The 21,293-nt window shown below is 58.4% G+C and carries 17 protein-coding genes and 1 other RNA gene; 5 read left to right on the forward strand and 13 right to left on the reverse strand.

Annotated features, from left to right (window positions below; translation table 11 throughout):
* Positions 1 to 159 precede the first annotated feature (159 nt).
* The 11 genes from BT116_RS05775 to BT116_RS05825 form a co-directional block, all read right to left on the reverse strand.
* Positions 160 to 2,130 carry a dynamin family protein gene (locus tag BT116_RS05775; protein ID WP_072341020.1) on the reverse strand — a complete coding sequence of 657 codons (1,971 nt, stop codon included), beginning with the start codon at positions 2,128 to 2,130 and terminating at the stop codon, positions 160 to 162.
* Positions 2,127 to 4,364, reverse strand: a complete 2,238-nt coding sequence (locus BT116_RS05780; RefSeq protein ID WP_072341023.1) for a dynamin family protein — start codon at positions 4,362 to 4,364, stop codon at positions 2,127 to 2,129. The genes BT116_RS05775 and BT116_RS05780 overlap by 4 nt, the downstream gene beginning before the upstream one ends.
* Positions 4,361 to 6,118 carry a dynamin family protein gene (locus BT116_RS05785; protein ID WP_072341026.1) on the reverse strand — a complete coding sequence of 586 codons (1,758 nt, stop codon included), beginning with the start codon at positions 6,116 to 6,118 and terminating at the stop codon, positions 4,361 to 4,363. The genes BT116_RS05780 and BT116_RS05785 overlap by 4 nt, the downstream gene beginning before the upstream one ends.
* Before the next feature lie 71 nt (positions 6,119 to 6,189).
* Positions 6,190 to 6,612, reverse strand: coding sequence for a hypothetical protein (locus tag BT116_RS05790; RefSeq protein ID WP_072341029.1), 423 nt, complete (start codon positions 6,610 to 6,612; stop codon positions 6,190 to 6,192).
* A 1,073-nt stretch (positions 6,613 to 7,685) separates the two neighbouring features.
* Positions 7,686 to 8,082, reverse strand: a transfer-messenger RNA (tmRNA) gene (gene ssrA / locus BT116_RS05795).
* Positions 8,083 to 8,174: 92 nt separating this feature from the next.
* Positions 8,175 to 8,453 carry a hypothetical protein gene (locus BT116_RS05800; RefSeq protein WP_072341032.1) on the reverse strand — a complete coding sequence of 93 codons (279 nt, stop codon included), beginning with the start codon at positions 8,451 to 8,453 and terminating at the stop codon, positions 8,175 to 8,177.
* Between the two features lie 127 nt (positions 8,454 to 8,580).
* Positions 8,581 to 11,391, reverse strand: a complete 2,811-nt coding sequence (locus tag BT116_RS05805) for an FAD-binding and (Fe-S)-binding domain-containing protein (protein ID WP_072341035.1) — start codon at positions 11,389 to 11,391, stop codon at positions 8,581 to 8,583.
* A complete protein-coding gene (locus BT116_RS05810) occupies positions 11,388 to 12,059 on the reverse strand; it encodes a LutC/YkgG family protein (RefSeq protein ID WP_072341038.1) in 672 nt (223 codons plus the stop codon). The genes BT116_RS05805 and BT116_RS05810 overlap by 4 nt, the downstream gene beginning before the upstream one ends.
* Entirely contained in the window at positions 12,056 to 13,525 is a 1,470-nt protein-coding gene (locus tag BT116_RS05815; RefSeq protein WP_072341041.1) for a LutB/LldF family L-lactate oxidation iron-sulfur protein, read from the reverse strand. Before BT116_RS05815 ends, BT116_RS05810 begins: the two co-directional genes overlap by 4 nt.
* A complete protein-coding gene (locus BT116_RS05820) occupies positions 13,522 to 14,346 on the reverse strand; it encodes a (Fe-S)-binding protein (protein ID WP_072341044.1) in 825 nt (274 codons plus the stop codon). The genes BT116_RS05815 and BT116_RS05820 overlap by 4 nt, the downstream gene beginning before the upstream one ends.
* 150 nt (positions 14,347 to 14,496) lie before the next feature.
* On the reverse strand, positions 14,497 to 16,191 hold the full coding sequence (locus BT116_RS05825) for a lactate permease LctP family transporter (RefSeq protein ID WP_072341047.1): 1,695 nt from the start codon (positions 16,189 to 16,191) through the stop codon (positions 14,497 to 14,499).
* A 263-nt stretch (positions 16,192 to 16,454) separates the two neighbouring features.
* Between BT116_RS05825 and BT116_RS05830 the strand changes: the two genes are divergently transcribed.
* Entirely contained in the window at positions 16,455 to 17,222 is a 768-nt protein-coding gene (locus BT116_RS05830; protein WP_072341049.1) for an FCD domain-containing protein, read from the forward strand.
* Positions 17,223 to 17,417: 195 nt separating this feature from the next.
* Here BT116_RS05830 and smpB read toward each other — a convergent pair whose 3' ends face one another.
* Positions 17,418 to 17,900, reverse strand: a complete 483-nt coding sequence (gene smpB, locus BT116_RS05835; protein WP_042730880.1) for an SsrA-binding protein SmpB — start codon at positions 17,898 to 17,900, stop codon at positions 17,418 to 17,420.
* A 118-nt stretch (positions 17,901 to 18,018) separates the two neighbouring features.
* Here smpB and BT116_RS05840 point away from each other — a divergent pair, with 118 nt between their 5' ends.
* From BT116_RS05840 to BT116_RS05850, 3 genes are read left to right on the forward strand one after another with little or no spacing between them, the layout of a single operon-like run.
* Positions 18,019 to 19,422, forward strand: coding sequence for a sodium-dependent transporter (locus BT116_RS05840; RefSeq protein WP_072341268.1), 1,404 nt, complete (start codon positions 18,019 to 18,021; stop codon positions 19,420 to 19,422).
* A 7-nt stretch (positions 19,423 to 19,429) separates the two neighbouring features.
* On the forward strand, positions 19,430 to 19,873 hold the full coding sequence (locus tag BT116_RS05845; protein WP_024617726.1) for a type II toxin-antitoxin system RatA family toxin: 444 nt from the start codon (positions 19,430 to 19,432) through the stop codon (positions 19,871 to 19,873).
* On the forward strand, positions 19,870 to 20,172 hold the full coding sequence (locus BT116_RS05850; protein WP_072341052.1) for an RnfH family protein: 303 nt from the start codon (positions 19,870 to 19,872) through the stop codon (positions 20,170 to 20,172). Before BT116_RS05845 ends, BT116_RS05850 begins: the two co-directional genes overlap by 4 nt.
* A 59-nt stretch (positions 20,173 to 20,231) precedes the next feature.
* On the opposite strand, the gene BT116_RS05855 is transcribed toward BT116_RS05850, so the two are convergent.
* Positions 20,232 to 20,759: an outer membrane protein assembly factor BamE gene (locus BT116_RS05855; protein WP_072341055.1), complete on the reverse strand. Its 528-nt coding sequence runs from the start codon at positions 20,757 to 20,759 to the stop codon at positions 20,232 to 20,234.
* Positions 20,760 to 20,856: 97 nt separating this feature from the next.
* Here BT116_RS05855 and fur point away from each other — a divergent pair, with 97 nt between their 5' ends.
* The gene (fur, locus tag BT116_RS05860; RefSeq protein ID WP_003197684.1) at positions 20,857 to 21,261 is read left to right on the forward strand and encodes a ferric iron uptake transcriptional regulator; all 405 of its coding nucleotides are present in this window, start codon (positions 20,857 to 20,859) and stop codon (positions 21,259 to 21,261) included.
* Positions 21,262 to 21,293: the final 32 nt, after the last annotated feature.

Raw genomic sequence — 21,293 nt, forward strand, 5'->3', positions numbered from 1 at the left:
CCAAGCCTGCACGGCCGGATAGCAGGTGTCGGAATTGGATGATGAGTCATCCTTTTCAAATGCATTTATCCGGCACGGTGTGCTCTCTACGAATGGTGAGTGTGAGTGATGATTCTATGATCGGTTCGCGCAGCGAAAGGGCTGGCGCCACATCCGCTCCTACACCTCGGTTTCAGGCACTTGCGCGGTCAGCCGGACGGCATCGTTGAAGGCCTCGAACAGGCGCCGTGACTCCTTGAGCCAGCGCTCCAAAGGTGCTGTATCCAGCTTGCTGTCGAGTTTGTCGATGGGGCCGAGCATTCGCTCATAAACATCCTTGCCACCGATTTCCAGGCTGTCGAGCCGCAGTCCATTGATGGCTGTTTTTTGCGCGCGCATCGCGCTGATATCGGCCTGAATGGCCTCGTCATACATCGAGAACACTTCGCGCAGGCGCCCATCCAGGTGCTGACGTGCATCCCCTTGCAGGTTGATCCGGGAGAAATATTCCAGCAGTGGCACGTCCCGATAAGCCACTTCGGTGCGCAGGGTGGAGCTATACGCGCTGATCCCGGCGACAGCAATTCCCTCCGATTGTAGAATGTCCTGGACCTCATCCATGACGTATTCGATGTCGTCTTCGGATTTGAGGTCAGCCTTGGTCAGAACGATATAGACCGACCGCTGATCGACGCCGATCTGATGGATAAACTCCAGGTCTGAGTCAGGTACTGTGCCGTTGGAGTCGAGGCCGATCAGCCAGACGATCGCGTCGGACTGCTGGGCAAACTGGATGGCGGTGCGTTTGTCTCCCTGGCTATGTTCGGCCGCCGTCGCCGGCGGGTTATAGCCGGGCGTGTCGATGAAGCAAATGTTGCTGAAGTACTCTGGGTTCATCTGAACACCCACGCACATGAACGGCATCAGGCTCTTCAAGTCGAAACTGAACGAGTTGATGAAGGCATGGGAGATGCTTTTGTAGAAATCCACGTCCAGTTTGATATGACCACCGTTCGCGGAGTATCCGCGAATCATCCGCTCATCTGTCGCCAGCACGTAGCTGGGAATAGCGGTGACTGGCTGCATACCGACCGCCAGGCGCACCTCGGGGTCACGGATGAAACTGTTGATGAACTCGGACTTGCCACTGCTGAAACCACCGACAATGCCGACGATGGTGCGCTCATGAACGTCTGGGAAGCCTACGAGCAAGGCCAGTTCCTGCTGGATCGACTGCAACATCGTGAGGGCTTTGGCTTCGGCAGCCAGGGACGACTCACCGTCTGCGAACACCATGTAATCGTTCGCCAGCAACTCTCTGAAACGGGCCAGCCCAGCACTTTCTCGAGGACGAGCGGCGAGTAGCCGGGAAATGAGCTGAAAGCGCGTCCAGGTATCCCCGTGCCGCTGATTCAATGCCTGAAATTCTTCCGCGAGCTGAGCGTGCTGTTGCTGTTCCTCTTCATGGATCTGTCGCAGTGTTTCGTGCGCCCCAATGCTGGCTTGCAGTTCCTGGCGAGTCTGTTCCAGCGCTTGTTGTTCGCCTTCGAGTGCCTGCCGGGTGCTGGTCAGCTCGGCAGTGGTGCGGGCTTGGCGCTCGGTCAGTTGCCCATGTTCCGCTGTCAGGGTGCCAAGATGCTCCAGGGTGTTTCGGTGCTCTTGGGTCAGTGCTTCGTTCCGCTGATCCGACGCGTTGAGTGCTTCGGTACGGGCTTTCAGTTCAAGGCGTGTTTGCTCGAGGTTGTGTTCGAGGATCTGGCGAGCGTCTTCGATGCTGTTACGTTCCTGCACCAGGTCCGCATGCCGCGTCGACAAGCTGTCGAAGCGCAGCCGCGCCGTCTGCTGAGCCTGTTTATGCTCAGTATTGGCCTGCTCCAGCGACTGCTGCACCTCATGCAAGGCTTGCCGGGTGTCGTTCAGCTCGGCGGCGGTGTTGGCCTGGCGCTCGATCAGTTGTCCATGGTCGGCAGTCAGGGCCTCAAGACGCGCCACGGTACCCTGGTATTCTCGGGTCAACACGTCGTGCTGATTATCCGCAGCCAGGAGCGTTTCGACCACGCTGTCACGCAGCCGCTTGCGACGCCGAATGAACAATTGGCCTAATTTATCCAGTTGGGTGGTCAGCTCCGAAGGAAACAATTCAGTCTTCATGCCGCCTCCAGTTCCTTGGCCATGCGTTGCAGGCGGTCCAGGGTAAGCAACGCATTGCCGACCTGTTCTTCCAGCTGTTCGATACGGTCTTGCATGTCCTGGAAGAAGGCTTTGCCATAGGAAGGAGGCAGGTTTTCAGTGACGTCTTTCTTGAAAAAACGTATTTGCTGTTTGGCCTGTCTCTTGAGTTTGTCCAAGAGATGGTTGGCCTCATCGAGAAAGTCTCGCGCTTCGTCATCTCGCAAACACGTACCGCTGCGTTTGAGCTTGCGCAGTTCTTGGCTGTTTAGCTCAAACGCCGGAATCGTGAAATTTGACACCAGACCTTGGCTGGTATGGATGATCAGTGCCGGGTCCATGTCTTCGCCAAGATGCTGCCTGGCTGCTTTGGTCGACTCCCTGACGAGTTTTTCGCGGAACTCGTCAGTCAGTGATTTACTCGAGGCTCTGAGCGTATCTGCCAGGCCTTCGACGAAATCCTCGAGTGCTGTATAGACCTTGCCCCAGAACAGTTTGAATACCGTGTAAGAACGAGTTTCAAGACCGCCCCCCCACAACCAATTCGCTGTTTTGGCGGCGAGACTGTCGCGCACCACCTCCCTCTTATCTTCTTTTTCTTCCACCGACGCATCTACCGCCGTCTGCGTGAGGCCATAGGCTTTTTCCAGTTTTTTGAACAGAACCGCTTCCAATTGTTCGCGGAACTCTTCGACGCATTTGTTCAAGACCCCATCGAGCTCATAGGCACCCACTGTCATCAAGCTGGACAGCTTGCGCCGCTGAGTCTTCAGGTCCTCGATATCGGCATTACGGACTTCCTGATACTTGGCCTGGGTAAAGTTCAGCAAGTCGGCCCGGAACGCTTCCATTGCCGAGGATTTGGCGCGAATGAGTTCCGCGCGTCGATCTTCGATAATGCGGTCCTTCTGCGCGCGGACGCTGTCTAGCACCGCCCGCAGCGCTTCGGTGTTGGCCAGCAGGTCGAGATTGCCTCGGCAACGTTCGGTATGCTCTGGCGTAAAGAAGTCAGGGTAATTCGCTTGAAGGTTTTCCCACGCCTTTTGCTCGCCGCTGTCCCATTCGCCTTGTTGGTCAAAACGTACCGAAAGGCTGTGACACATGCCCGAGGTGTGCAGGACCTTGCCAGCACCGTTATCGATCAGGTTGTCGAAAGTCGCACCGATCTCCGGATGCTGGACCTTCAAGCGCTGCAGGGTATCGACCATGTGCGCGCTGAGCGTCTGAGTGATCTTGTCCAGCGATCCCTGAAGCGTAGGCTGGCGGGTGTCGCTGCCATACAGTTGATTGTCGACCTGGCTGGCGATCAACACCAGTTCCTGGACGCCCTCTTTCTGGGTGATCCGGCTCATCATCTCGATGTCCTGCTCACTGAGAAACTGGCCGGCAGGGCTGACGATAAAGACCACATCGCAGTTCTTGAGCAGGGCGGTCGTGCGCTCCTCGCGAGACTGCACAGGGTCGTTCAATCCCGGGGTGTCGATGATGCGCACGTTACGCAAGGAGTCCAGCGGCAGGAAGATATCTACGCTTTTGGTCAACGGCATGTAGTTGCCTCCGACGCCAACATACTCCAGCAACTTGTCGGCCAATGCCTGAGCATCAGTTGCCTGCAGGCGGCCCGGACTGTCGAGGGATTTGAAATCGACACTGGAGCTGCGAATGCTCTGCCACTGGTCATGGGCGGCCGCCAGCGCATGTTCGCCTTGCAGGGCTCGCCGGGCAGTTTTCTCGACGTCGGCATGGAACTGTTCGTCTTCAACGTGTCGGCCACTGCGCTGACGACGCTGGCTTAGCGTTTCGTAGGCGCGAGACTTTTCTTCGCGAAGTCGTTGCTCGTAACGCAGGGCGTTTTGCTCGATATTTTCCCGGTCAGCCGCGCTGTAGAACTGAACCTCGGCACCAAAGGTGTCGCCATGGGTCAGGGTGGTCAGCGCAGCTGTCATCGGGGTGGCAGCCCTGGGCAGAATCGCATGACCGTCGAAGATCAGGGCGTTGAGCAATGAAGACTTGCCGGCCTTGACTCGACCCACGACGCCGATCTGCAGCAAACGATTCTCTTCGGCCAGTTTGCTGAAGGCCTTATTCAGGTCCTCGGTCCGGTCGATGGCATGCTTGCGTAGCCATTGAGCGATGTCTTTTTCCAGCTCCGGGTTGTACTTTTCCATCCATTGATGGAGGCGTTGGTTCAGATCCAGGACGTGCTGTGCGTTCATTGCTGCGACTCGTAGAGGGCTTGTTTGGCGAGTTGTTGCAGTTGTTCTCTGGCGCGGGTCAGCAGCGCGATCTGATGCTCGGCCGCCTCGGCATCGTGATTGCGGCTGGCGACCAGTTCATCAATGAGCTTCTGCTTTTCACCGATTTCGCGCTCGAACTCCACGCTGACTTGGGTTACCAGTACTTCCATCTGTTCGGCGAGCAAAACGGGCAGACGATCACGCAATTCCCGTTTAACCGAAGGAATGACTTCATTGATCACTTTTTGCCGGAGTTGCTCGCGCTGACGCCCCTCATTGAAGAAAGCCAGAATTTGCGGAAGGAAGATGATGGCCAGCTCGAGCAGCGGATTGACTACCGATGTAGTGACTGCCAGCACGGTGGCCAGGCCTTGATAACTCACTTTTGGTAGCGGGTTTCCTTCCTTCCAGCCGCTTTCTTTTTTCAGTCTTTCCAGTTCGTGTGTATTGCGCTCGGCCAGCGATTTGCTCCAGTGGCCCAGGGTCTCTCCGGTTTTGTGCAGGGTTCGGTTGATCCTGTCGGTGATCTGACCCAGCCAGTTAGGATCATTGCTGAACTGGCCCATGCTTTTGCCCAGGTCACCCACGGCTTGCGCAAAGTCGGTGACGACGGAGCGGCTGAGAATGTCCATCCGCTCCTTGATGGTACGGGTCATCGAGCTTCGGACCACTTCAGATACGATCCGCGAGAAAGCGTCCTGATTACCCGCCAGGCCGGCACTGACCAATTCCGACTGAGCGTTATCAAGTTCACGGCCGACCGCATTGAGGCAGCTGTCTACGGCACGGTCCAGCTGCTTGTCGCGCAGGTCTTCAAGAATGCCGTCGCGTTTACGCTCGATCTGCCGAATACCATTGGCCAGCTCGCTCAAGGCATGTTGATTTTCGGCCTGGTTTTTTTTCAGTGAGGTCAGCGCAAGGTTGATCTGGCTAAGCAGTGAATGGGTCAGATCTTTCAATCGATCTTCAAACACCTGGCGAACGATTTGTTCGGGTTGAAGGCGTGCAAGCACTTCGCCCAGCTGGACTTCACCGTCGAGCCCCACCTTGACCAGGGGGCGCGTGTCGACAAAGTTGATCCGGATCTGCTCGTCGACCAACTCCGCGACCTCTTGCACTTGCTCGTCCGAGCGCAGGTTGACCTTGTTCAGCAGGAACGTGAAATCACGCCCGTAAGTCTGCAGGTCATCCAGTTGACGCAACATCGACTGAGTGATGTTGCCGTCTTCCACGCTGGTCACCACGATGAAGTGCACGCCACGGGGCAGGTAGTACGCGATCGCTTTGTTGTGGTTGGCCAATGAGGAGCCGAACCCGGGCATGTCAACCAGCACCAGTGAGGGCGAGGCTTTGAGTCGCGGGTTATCCAGATACAACTGAAGGTGAGTGAACTCGTTGGCGCGTGTCTTGATACCGGCAAGAGCGCTGACGTCCAGGCGTTCACTGCTGCCATCCAGGCGAATGGCCAGGAGATGCGGGTCATTGCTGTATCGCAACTCAGTGGCTAACTCGGTTTCGGGAGTCAGGCCAATACCTAGGACGTTTTCGCCAAGGAAAGCATTCAGCAAGCTGCTCTTGCCGGCGCTGAACGCACCAATGACGGGGACGAGCAATTCGGTATGTTCGATATCGTTCTGCAGCCGAGTCACCTCATCGGGCTGGATCGAGGTTTCTACAATGAGCGGCAGAATGGATTTCAGATAGTTGAGATAAGTGCTTTGGGTTTTCAACATGATCAGTACGAATCCTTACGTATATCAAAAACGTTTATGGGCATCGTTGTGGGGGAGGGGCTCCAGTCGTTTCACAACTTGAGCTCCCTCCATTCATAGCCGTTGTATTTCTCCCAGACTGCGCCGTTCTCAAAGTGCAGGTACACCCGCCACTCATCCGGATTGACTTGGATTTCTCCACCAATACGGGCGCAGTTACCGAACTCTGAGCGTAGAAAGCTCTCTAGTTGCTGAAAAAACGCATCGGGCAACCTAGAACTGCCGGAGACGTAGCAAGACGATCCATTGGCGAAAAGGCTGCAGGGTTGAACACTTGACCATAGCGTTGCTGGTGCTTGGTCCGGATGTTCCTTGCTCCAGTCCAGAGCAAACCTGTGAAGCAGGACATGCCAGTTTCCGTCGGCGTACTCACCCTCAATCCCCCACATGTCGATGGCCAAAAACAGAGTGGGTTTCTTCGAGCGTTTCTGCGACGGACAGAAGGACTCATGCATGGGGATATCTCTCGCTGGTTAGATGTAAAACAAGACGAGTCAATGTCGAACATGCATACGACAAATTGTGTCGCACATGACATCTGGATCGTATAAGCAGCGGCGTGGAGGCACTCACCGCGACGTCAGCCGGGTTGCGGACAGTCGTTCAGCGGCAAGGCCGAGGGATACAAGAAGAGCGATGAGACGGGGATAAGTCAGGAGGGCCACAGACATTCGCAACTTCCTTGTGCGTGTAGGCGTGAGTGCCTGCGATAAGATCTACTGCACGATATCGGCATGAGGCAGACAAGCTTTAATTGGGACTTGTCAAGTCGTTCATGGAGATCTCTTCGAAGCGATATTAGCGAGATTGTGGCATTTTGCTACCGTTGTTGGCGATGCGCCAGCTCAAATGCTGACTCGCTGCAAACGCAAGGACGCCTTTATCAACGTGACTTGAGGATTTCTGGTCCTGAACAATTGGACGGCGAGAGACGCACCCGCACGCTTGATGTTGGCGCCGCAAGGCGTGAGTAAGACGAGCGCGCTGTCCCTGGCATGGGCGGCATGTGGTAAGCCATTACCCGCACAGGCCGGTGCACTGTTGTCTCGTCGTATCGATGGGTACTTCAACGCTGTTCGTGGATGACAAAATTCACAAGTCCCAGGCTTGGAGTACATTTTTCAGAATGGATCTGTGTGAGGTGCTATGGAGCTTGATGGGGCTTAAGGTTTTGTATTTACTGGGTTTCAGGCACAAAAAAGGCGTTCGTGGGCGTCTTTCGATGTGCTACTAGCTCTGACCCTGAGTTGAAGGCCGTCGCCGTCAGTGAGAACGAAGTCTTTTCCTGTTGCCTTGACTGCCTTGAGTTGGCGGTCTGATAGGCGGGCTGCATTAGTAGGCATGAGAGCTACCTTTGACACCGTTTTGGTATCCCAAAAATAGCACCAGTGGGCTCGGGATTCCAAATGGGATACCAAAACGCCTGGAACTCAAAAAGCTTCTGTGGAAGCCAATAGCCCTGAAACCCCGTATTTACTGAATTCCAGCCACAAAAAAAGACGTCCGTGGACGTCTTTAGATGATGAAATGGTGGAGCCGGGGGGATTTGAACCCCCGTCCGCCAGTACTCCGCTGTCGGTACTACATGCGTAGCCGTGTCTATTAAGTTAACCCTCAGCGACCCGACGGGCAGGGTGCTTTGGGCGAGTTGTGTAAGTTTTAGCCGCTTCGTCCACAACGTACTGCACGGCGATTCCGTTCTATATGACAATCACTTTGGGTTTACGGACATCCCCTCGTGATTGCTGGACCCGAAGGTACCAGAAGCTCAGGCGTTAAGGCTGCTTACGCAGCGATAGCGTAGTCCTGGCCGTAGTTTTCGTCATTGGCAACTATAGAAGTTGCAACAGTGGATTTACGAGTTCTGTTACCAACTCGGCATGCACCTAAAGTTTCGCAACCGGCGTCGAATCCTAAACGGCCCCGAACCTGTCGCTCCATGAATCTGTAGGAGCAGCAGGCATGTGCAGTGTACGCCAATCCGCGTCTGAGGCCAACCCGAAGGTTGGCCCAGCGGTCAGGAGCTTTTACCGTCTTTGCTGACCTTCTGGATCTCCTGGATGGTCTGGGTGGTCTCGGAGATGCATTTCTCGGTGCCTTCCTTGGTGTTCAGGGCTTGATGGGCCTTGGCTTGCTGGATGCTGGCCTCGACTTTAGCCTCGATATCCGAGCCCTGATACTGGGTCTTCGCGTTCTCGATGGTTTTCAGGTTGGTATCACAGAGATCGGCGGCAAACGAAGACGACGCCAGCATGGAGGCAGTGACGAACAGACCTAGCAGTACAGAGCGTTTCATGTGTCTCTCCTTGAACTGAGGGCCCAGACATCGCTGGCCATCAGGACGGCTACCAGTTTTTGGAAGGTCCCGCATTTGCGGGACTTGATCAGTGGACTGTGCCCGTGCGCCAGGGTTCTATTTTTCTTCAGATCGCCCTGGCCTGGGTGACCCGATCGATCAGGTAGACCAGCCCGTGGTAGTCGATTGCGCCATGTTGGGTAAGACCGATCTCACAGGTGCGGCTGGTGGAAATCCCTTCGCTGCAATGCTGTACCGCGTCCTTCAGTGAGCGCAGCGAGTGGGCGTTCAGCTCTGGTGTGGAGAAACCCTTGTCGCCGGCGAAACCGCAACAATGGATGCCTTCCGGGATGACCACGTTTTTACTGCACTTGCGCGCCAAGTCGATCAGCGCCTGGCTTTCGCCAAGGTGCTGGGTGCTGCACGTGACGTGCACTGCGATGGGCGCCTCCTGGGGGATGAAATCGAGACGGTCCACCAGATGGGTGCGGATGAAGCGCACCGGGTCGTACAGATCCAGGCGCACCTCTCCGAGGTCCTGGACCAGGCGCAACGTGCAGGGGCTGGTGTCGCAATAGATCGGATCGAGTCCACCGCGACTGGCGTGCAGCAGCGCGCCGATCAGTTCCTGGCGTTTGTGCTCGGCTTGTTCGGCGTAGCCTTTGGACGCAAAAGGCTGGCCGCAGCAAAGGCTGTCCACGTTGTCGGGAAAGACGACTTGGTAGCCGGCTTTTTCCAGCAGCCGTTGGGTCTTTTCATACAGCGACATCTGCTCTTTATCGTCGGCCGCCGGGCCCATGACCCGCGATACGCAAGCCGCCAGGTACACCACGCGCGGGCGTTCGTCCGACACGGTAGGGCTGAAACGGATGGCCTTTTCCGGCTGGGGCATGGCGTTGGTCCACTGTGGGACCTGGCCTTTGGACAGTCGCGTCAACGAAGCCGACAGTTTCGCCAGGCGGGGGGCGCCTAGCAGCATCCGCGCACCGTTGGCGACGTGCAGGGCGAAGCGCGCGCCTTGCAATGTGGTGGCGAAATTTCCTTCAATCCAGTTAGCGGTTTTCGTCTTCGTCGCGTCGCGGCTGCGCAGTTTTTTCACCAGCTCGCCGGTATTGATGCCTACCGGGCAACGTTGTGCGCACAGGCCCGTCGCGGCGCAGGTGTCGATGCCTTGGTATTGATAGGCCTGTTCCAGTTCGGCGGTGTCCGTACCGGCGCGTTTCTTCGCCTGGATATCCCGCCAGATCACGATGCGCTGGCGCGGGCTCAAGGTCAGGTCCTTGGACGGACACACGGGTTCGCAGAAACCACACTCGATGCACTTGTCCACGATCTCATCGGCGGCCGGCAGCGGCTTGAGGTGCTTGAGGTGGATCTGCGGATCCTCGCTGAGCACCACGTCCGGGTTGAGGATGCCGTTGGGATCGAGCAGGCGTTTGAGCTGCCACATCAGTTGATAGGCATCGCTGCCCCATTCCAGCTCGACGAACGGCGCCATGTTGCGCCCGGTGCCGTGCTCGGCTTTCAGCGAGCCGCCGAATTCCACCGCCACCAACTGCGCCACGTCATCCATGAACGCCTGGTAGCGTGCGATTTCTTCAGGGTTGTTGAAGCCTTGGGTGAAGACGAAGTGCAGATTGCCTTCCAGTGCATGTCCGAAAAGGATCGCTTCGTCGTAGTGATGTTTGTCGAACAGCTCGATCAGGCGGTTTACGCCAATGGCGAGTTGTTCCACCGGAAAGGTCACGTCTTCGATGATCACCGTAGTCCCGGTTTTACGGAACGCGCCCACCGCTGGAAAGGTGTCTTTGCGGATCGCCCAGAGCCGGGCGTTTTCCTGTGGGTCTTCGGTGAAGTCGACCTGTTTTTCCACCGGGAAACCGGCCAGTGAAGCCATGATCCGGACCAGTTGTTCTTGCAGTAAAGACGAGGAAGCGGCGCGGGATTCGATGAGCAAGGCGCAGGCATTGATCGACAGATGCTGTACGAAATTCGGCATGCCCGGTTTGTCCTGCACCGAGCGCAGGCTGCGGCGGTCCAGCAGCTCCACGGCCGAGACTGGTTGGCTTTTCAGCACAGTGACGGCGTTGCAGCAGGTTTCCACGTCCGGGAATACGATCAGCGCCGAAGCTTTGTTCGGATGGTCGATAACGGTGTTGTAGGTCACCGCGCTGATGAAGCCGAGGGTGCCTTCGGAGCCGACCAGCAGGTGGCTCAAGATATCCACAGGCTCGTCGAAATCCACCAGGGCATTGAGTGACAGGCCGGTGGTATTTTTCAGACGATATTTATGTCGAATTCGCGCAGCCAGTTCAGTGTTGGCGCGGGTCTCGCGGCCCAGAGTCGCCAGGCGTTCCAGCAGTTCGCCATGGCTTGTACGAAAAGCCGCCACGCTGTTGTCGTCTTCGGTGTCCAGGCGCGTGCCATCGGCCAGTACCAGGCGGATACCGGCCAAGGTGTGATAGGTGTTCTGCGCCGTACCGCAGCACATGCCGCTGGCGTTGTTGGCGACGATGCCGCCGATTTTGCAGGCGTTGATCGACGCCGGATCTGGGCCGATCTTGCGCCCGAATGGGGCCAGCCAGGCGTTGGCCTGGGCGCCGATCACGCCGGGCTGCAAGCGAATCTGCGTGCCTTGCGCGCGGATCTCGCGAGCGTTCCAGTTATCCCCGAGCACAATCAGCACCGAGTCGCTGATGGCTTGCCCGGACAGGCTGGTGCCGGCGGCGCGGAAGGTGACGGGTACCTGGTCGCGCTGGGCCAGTTTCAGCAGGGCAATCACTTCATCTTCGGATTCGACGCGTACCACCAGTTTCGGAATCAGCCGATAGAAACTGGCATCAGTGCCGAAGGCCAAAGTCGACAGCGGATCGTCGAAACGGCGTTTCTGCGGGATCAGTTGTTGAACGTCGTGTAGGAAAGAGGCCGGAAGGGTCATTGGTCCTCCAGAATCAAAACCACCAGATCCTTCGGACCATGGGCGCCGTAGGCCAGAACTTGCTCGATGTCGGCGGTTTTCGACGGGCCCGATACCAGCAGGGCGTTGGTGGGCATGCCTTGGGCCCACTCGAATTCCTGCTGCACTTCATAGAAGTTGTCACGGATCTCGCTGGCCTTGAGCAAGGCGAAATGCACCGGTGGCACCAGGCTCATCAGCCGCGGTTCTTCCCGGGTTGGCCAGAGAATCAGGCTGCCGGTGGCGGCGATGGCGCCAAGGGTCCCGGTGAGGCTGGCGGGAGTGTCGTTGAACAACTCGGCTTTCCACTCTTCTACCGGGCGGTCGTAGGCCTTGAGGGTTGGCAGGTCCGGATTGTTCGCCCAGAACTGTGTGATTTTTTGCCCGTGCGCGGTGGTCGGGGCGATGAGCAGACTCGGTAATTGACGGTCGCGCAGCAATTGCGCGAGCAGGGTCGGCCAGCCTTCGTCGGACGTCAGGTGGATTTCGGTGTGCACCGCTTCCATCAGTTTGCGCAATTGCGGGATGCGTTCCTCGGGCGCATAGCGGTAGGTTTGCGTCACCAGTTCGACATCGAAATTGTCGGCAACCGGCGTGGCGCCGGTCAGGCTTTTACGCAGCTTGGCGAGGATATTGTCCTTGGCGCTCATCGGCGGTCTCCCTGCTGGTTCAGGTGGTCGCGAGCCAGGTCATGCAATGAGCGGGCGGCGGGTTTGGGGGCGCTGTGGTTCTGGGTCCAGGGGCCGACGTTGTTGGGCGTCAGGGCGCGCAGGCGCGTGGCGAGGAAGCCGAACAGCCGATACAGCCGTGGCGAACTGTTGAGCCGAGCCCAGGCATTCCAGATGAAGCGTTCCTTGGGCGAGTATTTGCTGCCCTGGCCGCGCATCACCTGATGGGGGCTGTCCGGCGCCTTGACGTTTTCTTCCCGCAACCGCCGCAGCAAAGCCGGGATCGGAATCTTCACCGGACACACTTCACCGCAGGCACCGCACAGCGAAGAGGCGCTCGGGTGGTCCGGCACCTTGGCCAGGCCGACCATGTGCGGCGTGATGATTTTTCCGATAGGCCCCGGGTACACCTCGCCGTAGGCATGGCCGCCGATTCGGGTATAGACCGGGCAATGATTCATACAGGCGCCGCAGCGAATGCAGTTCAGCGTCTGGCGCAATTCGCTGTCGGCAAACGCCTGGCTGCGACCATTGTCGAGCAGGACCAGGTGGACTTCCTGGGGGCCGTCCAGCTCCTCAGGCTTGCGCGGGCCGGAGATCATGTTGACGTAGGTGGTGATGGGCTGGCCGAGGGCCGAGCGGGTCAGCAGCGAGAGCAGTGGCACGACATCGCGCAGGTTCTCCACCACTTTTTCGATGCCGGTCACAGCGATGTGCACGGGGGGCGCGGTGGTGGACATGCGTCCGTTGCCTTCGTTTTCCACCAGCAGCAGCGTGCCGGTTTCGGCGACGGCGAAGTTGACGCCGGAGACGCCGATGTCGGCCTCGAAGAATTTCTGCCGCAATACCTTGCGACCGATCTGAATGAGTTGGTCAACGTCCTTGGTGTACTCCACGCCAAGTTTGTCGTGGAACAAGGACGCGACCTGACCGGCATTCTTGTGGATCGCCGGCATAATGATGTGTGAAGGCTTCTCGTGGTCGAGCTGGACGATGTATTCCCCCATGTCGGACTCAAGACATTCAATGTCCCGAGCCTCGAGGAAATGGTTCATCTCCATCTCTTCGCTGACCATCGATTTGCCCTTGATCACTTGCCGCGCCTCGTGAGTGCGGATGATCGAGAGGACGATGCCATTGGCTTCGTCCACCGTCTCCGCCCAGTGCACGTTCACACCGTTGCGGGTCAGGTTGGTTTCAAGTCGCTCGAGCAGGTCGGGCAGCTTGGATAACGCACGGGCGCGGACGGCATTGCCCAGCACTCGCAGGTGTTCTCTTTCGTGGGCATCGCTGAAGGACGCTGCCCGCTTGGTCATCAGTGAATCCATCGCGCTGCGAAAGTTGTTTCGCAGTTGCGTGTCGTCCAGGGCCTTGTGGGCCCGGGCGCGAAAGTCTTCCTGCGCCTCACTCGGCACTTCAACGGTCGGAATCAGCGTCGGCGTGCTCATGCCACACCTCCGCTACGCTGCCAGAGAAAGCTCGCCAAATGCTGGCCGCGTAACGCTTCCTGCTGTTTTTCCAGTGCGCCGTTGATGTTCATCAGGCAGCCACAATCGGCACTGATGACCTTGTGCGCGCCGGATTCCTTCAGCGCTCGGGTCTTGTCAGCCACCATCGCGCCGGAAATATCCGGCATGCGAACGCTGAAGGTCCCACCAAACCCACAGCACTCACTTTCGTGGCTGTGTTCAACTCGCTCCACATTGCGCAGCTGCGCCAACAACGCACGGCCATGCAGATGGGTGTTCATTTCACGCCGTGCCGAGCAGGACGTGTGCAGCGCGACTTTCACGGGTTCCCCGCTATCGTTCAACTGCACCTTGCAGACGAACAGCAGGAATTCAGCCAGTTCATAGGTCCGGGCCGCCAGGGCCTGAACCTGTTTGAGCGTGTCGGGCTCATCCTTGAACAGATCGGCGTAATGCTCGCGCAGCATGCCGGCGCAGGAGCCCGAGGGCACGACCACCGGATAATCTTCGGCAAACAGGGCCAGTTGCGCCCGTGCCACCGTCCGCGCCTGCTCGGTGTAGCCCGAGGTGTAGGCCGGTTGGCCGCAGCAGCTTTGCCCTTGCGGGTAGTCCACCCGGATTCCTTCGCGCTCCAGCAGATGAATCGCATCCATCCCGGCTTCGGGATAGAACAGGTCCACCACGCAAGTGCCGAACAGGTAGACCCTTTGCGGTTTCTCGCGGGGGTACTGCCGAGGCTCGGGCAATGGCGGGGCGACACGGGTCGCGTTCGGCACGGCGTTGTAAAAAAGCTCGCTCATCAGGCGTGTCTCCGGGTGGTCCCGGTTATCCGTCCGCTGAGGCTGCTGAATATAGACAGGAAATCTTTCAGCAGCCTTGCAGACCCGGTGGTGAATAGCAGACGCCGAATCACGGTTCGGCGTCGGTTTTTTCAGTGTTGCGTGTAGGACTTAATGAACCAGCATGCCGGTAAACCAGTAGGCCTGGGCCAACGTGATCAGGCCGACAATCGTTGCAAAGAATAGGCTGTGTTTGAGGGTGAAACGGAACAGATCCGATTCCTTGCCCACCAGCCCGGTCGCCGCGCAGGCCACCGCGATCGATTGTGGCGAAATCATCTTGCCGGTCACGCCGCCGCTGGTATTGGCCGCCACGAGCAAGGTGTCGTTGACGCCGAGCTGGTGCGCGGTGGTGGCTTGCAGCGAGCTGAACAACGCGTTGGACGACGTATCGGAACCGGTCAGGAACACGCCCAGCCAACCCAGGAACGGCGAGAAGAACGGGAACGCCGCGCCCGTGCCGGCCAGCACCAGGGCCATGGTCGACGACATGCCCGAGTAGTTGGTGACGAAGGCGAATGCCAGCACCATGCCGATGGACAGGATCGGCCAGCGCAGCTCGAACAGTGTTTCTTTAAAAGTGGTAAGACCAGTTTTGATGTTGATCTTCAGCACCAGCATCGAGATCAGTGCGGAGAAGAAAATCGCTGTGCCGGTGGCGGAAACCGGGTCGAGCTTGAACACGGCCGGAATGGCGGTGGGGTTGATCACGATGGGCGCGACCTTGATCACCATCTGGTCCAGGTGCGGGATGGCGAAGTTGAACACCCAGCCGTACATCGAACCGCCCGCAGCGAACATTGCCTTGAACGGCTTGAGGGTCCAGATCGTCACCAATACGGTCAGGATCAGGAACGGCGACCAGGCTTTGATGATTTCTCCCAGGCTGTAGGGCGAAGCCACGGTGCTGCGCGGTTGGCCGAAACCGCCGGCGCTGGCGGTGACCGTTGCGCTGGAGGTGGCGCCGGCAATCTGGGCGCCGGCGGTACGCTTGGGCTGCCAGACTTTCAGGAACAGCGTCAGGGAAATCAGGCTGGCCAGGGCGGAGGTGATGTCCGGCAGTTCCGGGCCGATGAAGTTGGAGGTGAAGTACTGGGTGATGGCGAAGCTCAAACCGGCCATCAGCGCTGCTGGCCAGGTCTCCCGCACGCCGCGCAGGCCGTCCATCATGAACACCAGCCAGAACGGCACGAACAACGACAGCAAGGGCAACTGGCGACCGGTCATGGCGCCGATCTTGAAGGCGTCGATCCCGGTAACCTGACCGGCCACGATGATCGGAATGCCCAACGCGCCGAACGCGACCGGGGCGGTGTTGGCGATCAGGCACAGGCCCGCGGCATACAGGGGGTTGAAGCCCAATCCGACCAGCAGGGCGGCAGTGATCGCCACTGGGGCACCGAAACCGGCGGCACCTTCCAGGAACGCGCCGAAGCAAAAGCCGATCAGCAGCACTTGCAGGCGTTGGTCATCGGTAATCGACAGCACCGAGCTGCGAATCACCTCGAACTGGCCGCTCTTGACCGTCAGTTTGTAGAGGAATACGGCGGCGACGATGATCCAGGCGATGGGCCACAGACCGTAGGCAAAACCATAGCCGGCGGCTGCGAAGGCCATGTCGGCGGGCATATTGAACGCGAAAATCGCCACGGCAATCGCCAGGGCCAGGGTAATGCTGCCGGCCACATGTCCCTTGAGGCGAAACACCGCCAGGGCCAGGAAGAAAAATACGATGGGAATGACGGCTGCGAGTGCGGACAAGCCGAGGCTGCCGAGCGGGCTGTAGAGCTGTTGCCAGGTTTGCATAATGGGTGGGCCCCTAATTGTTGTTGGTCAGGCACTGCCAGCGGGTTTGGTTAATTGGTAATACCAATTTACAATCGCTGTTGGCTAGGGTAAAAGCCTTGGTTGTCGTGTGTCAATTTGCCGCCCTGAAAACTTTCGTCGAATAAGCGGTGCAGATGGCATCTGATCCGTGGGTAGAAACGGCTTTTACGGGGTGTGGATAACGCCCGGATCGGCCAGAATAGAGGGCCCGGCGAGCGGTCGGGATCGTGGAGAATTGAGTTATGGGGTTTGATCAGATTCGTCAGCGCCGTTTGTCTGACGATATTGTCGAGCGGCTTGAAGGCATGATCCTTGAGGGCACGCTCAAGTCCGGTGAGCGACTGCCGGCCGAACGGACCCTGGCTGAGCAGTTCGGTGTGTCACGCCCTTCGTTGCGCGAGGCGATCCAGAAGCTGGCGGCCAAAGGCTTGTTGGTCAGTCGCCAGGGCGGCGGCAACTATGTGGTGGAGTCGCTGGGCTCGACGTTCAGTGATCCGCTGTTGCAGCTTTTGGAAAGCAATCCCGAAGCGCAGCGTGACTTGCTAGAGTTCCGTCACACCCTGGAAGCGTCCTGTGCTTATTACGCGGCGCAGCGGGCCACGGATGTGGACCGTGAGCGGCTGACGGCGGCGTTCGACGCGCTGCAGGATTGTTACTCGCGCCACGACGAGGTCAGCCGGGCGGAGGAGGGCGCGGCGGATGCCCGGTTTCACCTGGCGATCGCCGAGGCCAGTCATAACGCGGTGTTGCTGCACACGATTCGCGGCTTGTTCGACCTGCTCAAGCGCAACGTGGTGACCAACATCGGCGGCATGTACAAGCAGCGCAGTGAAACCCGCGACATGCTGATCAGCCAGCACCGGGAGTTGTACCAGGCCATCATGGACGGGCACGCCGAACAGGCGCGGGAAGTGTCCAGCCGGCATATCTTGTATGTGCAGGAAGTTTTGGAAGAGGTGCGTCAGGAAGTGCAGCGCGTGGCGCGGGCGGAGCGGCGCAAGGGGATGTGAGCGTGCTTGCGAAGCCTGTGGGAGCGAGCTTGCTCGCGAAAGCGGTCAGTCTGACCCATCAATGCTGAATGTGTCGCCGTCATCGCGAGCAAGCTCGCTCCCACATTGGATCTTCAGTGAACACAAGATTGTGTATCGCCGTGATCGGGTGTGGGAGCGAGCTTGCTCGCGATAGCGGTCTCAAGGACGAAAGACTCAGTCTTCCTTGCCCTTGTTGCGCACCGCACGCTGTAGCTCGCGGCCGGCGTCGCGTTCGCGTTCGGTATCGCGCTTGTCGTATTCCTTCTTGCCCTTGCCCAAGGCAATTTCGCACTTGATCAAGTGCTTGCTCCAGTACAACGACGTGCAGACGCAGGTGTAACCCTTCTGTTGCACCGAGGCGAAGAGTTTTTCCAGCTCGCGCTTGTTGAGCAGCAATTTGCGCGAGCGCACCGGGTCGGCAATCACGTGGGTGCTGGCGGTGGTCAGCGGCGTGATATGACTGCCCAGCAGCCAGGCTTCGCCGTCCTTGAGCAGCACATAGCTGTCGACCAGTTGCGCCTTGCCGGCACGCAAGCTCTTTACTTCCCAGCCGGCCAGGACCATGCCAGCCTCGAAACGTTGTTCGATGAAGTAATCGTGTCGCGCCTTTTTATTTTGCGCGATGGTCCCTGTGGGGTGTTTCTTCTGTTTAGCCATAGGGGCGGCATTATAGGCAGTTGCGTGCGTGTCGGCTACGGTGAAGCAGCGTGCTTGAGCACGTTGAGTGAATCCCGGACAATGCGGCCTCTTTTTTGAACGCTTGGGCGTGATCACGATGTCGACAGACAAGGTTTCTGTCCACGGCAGTTGGGCTAGCCGCTGGGTCTTCATACTCGCGGCGACTGGTTCTGCCGTGGGGCTGGGTAGTATCTGGAAGTTTCCGTACATGGTCGGCGTCTACGGTGGCGGCGCCTTCGTATTGATGTTCCTGGCGTGCATCGCGCTGATCGGCGCACCGGTGATGCTGGCCGAAACCCTGATCGGACGTCGGGCCCGGCAAAGCCCGGCCAATGCCCTGAAGGTGCTGGCGGTAGAGGCTGGCCATTCGACCAAGTGGTCGTGGGGCGCCTTCGCCGGGATGATCACGGCGCTGTTGATCCTGTCTTTCTATAGCGTGGTCGGTGGCTGGTCCCTGGACTACATCATCGACATGGGGCGCGGGGATTTCCAAGGGGCCACGCCGGATCAGGTGGGCGCCTACTTCGGCAATGTGATCGCCGATCCCTGGAGGCTGACCCTCTGGCACACGATTTTCATGGTGCTCTCGGCGGTGGTGATTGCCCGGGGCGTGGTGGCCGGGCTTGAGCGCAGCCTGCGGATCATGATGCCGTTGCTGTTCGTGATGATCCTGGTGCTGCTGGGCTACAGCATGACCACCGGGCATTTCATGGAGGGCGTGCATTTCATGTTCGACTTCCAGCCGGAGAAAGTCCTGGACGGTCTGCTGCCGGCCATGGGGCATGCGTTTTTCTCCCTGAGCGTCGGGGTCGGTTCGATCATGATCTATGGCGCCTACATGCCCAAGAATGCCTCCCTGACCCGAACTGTGTTCGGCGTCGCACTGCTGGACACCTTCGTGTCGCTGCTGGCGGGCGTGGCTTTGTTTCCGATTGTGTTCGCTGCCGGCCTGAATCCGAGCGAGGGGCCAGGGTTGATGTTCGTCAGCCTGCCCTTTGCCTTTGGCAGCATGGCGTTCGGCCAGGTGATGGGCGTGGTGTTTTTTCTCCTGGTGGCCATCGCGGCCTGGAGTTCGGCCATCTCCCTGCTGGAACCCATGGTGGCTTACTTGGTTGAACGGACCCGGCTCAGTCGTGCCTGGGTAACCTTCTGGCTGGCCTTCACCTGTTGGTTTGTCGGCCTGGGCACGGTGTTTTCCTTCAATATATGGAAGCAGGCGAAGTTTTTCGTGAACGAAGACGGGCTGTTCCATCTCTACCAGTGGGGCGCAACCGGAGGGCTGGATTTCTTCGGCGTGATTGATTTCTTCACCTCACGGATCATGCTGCCATTGGGTGGTTTGTGTTTCGTAGTGTTTGCAGGATGGATCATGGGGCGTGAAGCAGTGCGTGATGAGCTGTCGCTGCGTAGTCCGGTATTGTTCGGCTTGAGCCTGTTCTTGATGCGCTATGTGGCGCCCATCGGCATTCTTGTAGTGTTTGCCGCCCAGCTGTGGAAGTGACGCTTACATGACGACACATATTCAACGCTCGGCCTTGCTGCCCTACCCGGCGCAGGCGCTGTATGACCTGGTCAACGATGTGGCGAGCTACCCGGAGTTCTTGCCGTGGTGCTCGTCGGCCGAGGTGCTGGAAAGCTCTGAAACCCATATGCGCGCCAGCCTCAACATTGCCAAGAGCGGCTTGAGCCAGCGCTTCGTCACGCGCAATACGCTGGTGCCGGGACAGTCCATCGAGATGAATCTGGAGGAAGGGCCTTTCAATCAGCTCCACGGTGTCTGGGTGTTCAAGCCGCTGGGTGAAAAGGCCTGCAAGATCAGCCTGGACTTGTCGTTCGACTACGCCGGCCCTCTGGTGCGGGCGACGCTGGGGCCGCTGTTCAATCAGGCCGCCAATACCCTGGTCGATGCGTTCTGCCAGCGGGCCAAGCAGAATGCAGAGCTCAAGCGTTGATTGAGATAGAAGTGGTGTATGCCTCGGCGGAGCGTCAGGTCTTGCGCACCTGCGTGGTGCAGGAGGGCGCGAGTGTTCGCGCCGCACTGGCGGCATCGGGTATTGCCGATGTGTTTCCGGAGCTGGATCTGACGACTTGCCCGGTGGGGATTTTTGGCAAGCTGGTTGCCGATCCAGAGCATCAGGTGGTGCAGGCGGCCGATCGACTGGAGATTTATCGCCCGTTGTTGGCCGATCCGAAGGAAATTCGGCGCCTGCGCGCGGCCAAGGCTGCCCAGGCACGCCAATCGGAGCAATAACCTGGCTTGAATGACAGGCAATAAAAAACCCGGCATGCCGGGTTTTTTTATGCCGCCATTTATTGCGGCGAGGTGTCCAGGGGCTCTGGCGTCGGGACTGGTACGGTCTCGACTTTGTCCACATCCTTCTGGATCTGGTCCAGCAACGAACCTGGCTTGGCCGGTTTTTCCGGTTTCGGCTGTTCGGCCTTCTGGGTCGGGTCGGTAACGGTGTTGTCGCTGTCCTTGCCCAAGATGGCTTCGTCACGGCTCACGCCAGGCATGAAATCGCCTGACAGGCTGACGAGTTGGTCGTTGGGGCTGAAGATAACGCTGATGCGTTCCTGCTGGCGCTCACCGCCGCCTGGCTGCAAGCTGTATAGGTAATCCCAGCGATCGGCATGGAACGTGTCGGTCAGCAGGGGGTTGCCCATGATAAACCGTACTTGCCGGCGGGTCATTCCCGGGCGCAACTGGTCTATCATGTCCTGCGTGACGACATTGCCCTGCTGGATGTCGATTTTGTAAACCCCGGGGAATGAACAACCGGCGAGTGCGAGCAGTCCCACAAAGGTGAAACTGGTTAGCAAGAGCTTGGTGTTTTGCATCGGTGGGCGACTTCCACTATCTTGGCTGGGACAACGTAAACGCCGATCATACCCGCATTAAGAGAAGCTGCGAAGCAGCATCGCGAGAAAGCTGACCATGGTTGAAAATAGCGAACTACGCAAAGCCGGCCTCAAAGTGACCCTGCCACGGGTCAAGATTCTACAAATGCTCGATTCCGCCGAGCAACGCCACATGAGTGCTGAAGATGTCTATAAGGCGCTTATGGAGGCTGGTGAGGACGTCGGTCTGGCCACGGTTTACCGTGTTCTGACCCAGTTCGAGGCAGCTGGCTTGGTGGTGCGGCACAACTTCGACGGAGGCCATGCGGTCTTCGAGCTGGACGACGGCAAGCATCACGACCATATGGTCAACGTCGAGACCAGTGAAGTGATCGAATTCTTCGACGAAGAAATCGAGCGGCTGCAGAAAGCAATCGTCGACAAGTACGGCTTCGAGATGGTTGATCACAATCTTGTGCTGTACGTACGCAAGAAAAAGTAAGCATGTCGCGCGGACTATTACGGTTCGCGAAA

Source organism: Pseudomonas sp. NFACC16-2, from assembly GCF_900119205.1.
GTDB lineage: Bacteria > Pseudomonadota > Gammaproteobacteria > Pseudomonadales > Pseudomonadaceae > Aquipseudomonas > Aquipseudomonas fluorescens_Q.

Excerpts from the sequence above, each read along its gene's own strand:
- BT116_RS05840 (WP_072341268.1), top strand. The coding sequence starts at position 18,019 with ATGTCGACAGACAAGGTTTCTGTCCACGGCAGTTGGGCTAGCCGCTGG.
- BT116_RS05805 (WP_072341035.1), bottom strand. The coding sequence starts at position 11,391 with ATGACCCTTCCGGCCTCTTTCCTACACGACGTTCAACAACTGATCCCG.
- BT116_RS05830 (WP_072341049.1), top strand. The coding sequence starts at position 16,455 with ATGGGGTTTGATCAGATTCGTCAGCGCCGTTTGTCTGACGATATTGTC.
- BT116_RS05785 (WP_072341026.1), bottom strand. The coding sequence starts at position 6,118 with ATGTTGAAAACCCAAAGCACTTATCTCAACTATCTGAAATCCATTCTG.
- BT116_RS05780 (WP_072341023.1), bottom strand. The coding sequence starts at position 4,364 with ATGAACGCACAGCACGTCCTGGATCTGAACCAACGCCTCCATCAATGG.
- BT116_RS05810 (WP_072341038.1), bottom strand. The coding sequence starts at position 12,059 with ATGAGCGCCAAGGACAATATCCTCGCCAAGCTGCGTAAAAGCCTGACC.
- BT116_RS05855 (WP_072341055.1), bottom strand. The coding sequence starts at position 20,759 with ATGCAAAACACCAAGCTCTTGCTAACCAGTTTCACCTTTGTGGGACTG.
- BT116_RS05800 (WP_072341032.1), bottom strand. The coding sequence starts at position 8,453 with ATGAAACGCTCTGTACTGCTAGGTCTGTTCGTCACTGCCTCCATGCTG.
- smpB (WP_042730880.1), bottom strand. The coding sequence starts at position 17,900 with ATGGCTAAACAGAAGAAACACCCCACAGGGACCATCGCGCAAAATAAA.
- BT116_RS05820 (WP_072341044.1), bottom strand. The coding sequence starts at position 14,346 with ATGAGCGAGCTTTTTTACAACGCCGTGCCGAACGCGACCCGTGTCGCC.
- fur (WP_003197684.1), top strand. The coding sequence starts at position 20,857 with ATGGTTGAAAATAGCGAACTACGCAAAGCCGGCCTCAAAGTGACCCTG.
- BT116_RS05825 (WP_072341047.1), bottom strand. The coding sequence starts at position 16,191 with ATGCAAACCTGGCAACAGCTCTACAGCCCGCTCGGCAGCCTCGGCTTG.
- BT116_RS05775 (WP_072341020.1), bottom strand. The coding sequence starts at position 2,130 with ATGAAGACTGAATTGTTTCCTTCGGAGCTGACCACCCAACTGGATAAA.
- BT116_RS05815 (WP_072341041.1), bottom strand. The coding sequence starts at position 13,525 with ATGAGCACGCCGACGCTGATTCCGACCGTTGAAGTGCCGAGTGAGGCG.
- BT116_RS05845 (WP_024617726.1), top strand. The coding sequence starts at position 19,430 with ATGACGACACATATTCAACGCTCGGCCTTGCTGCCCTACCCGGCGCAG.
- BT116_RS05790 (WP_072341029.1), bottom strand. The coding sequence starts at position 6,612 with ATGCATGAGTCCTTCTGTCCGTCGCAGAAACGCTCGAAGAAACCCACT.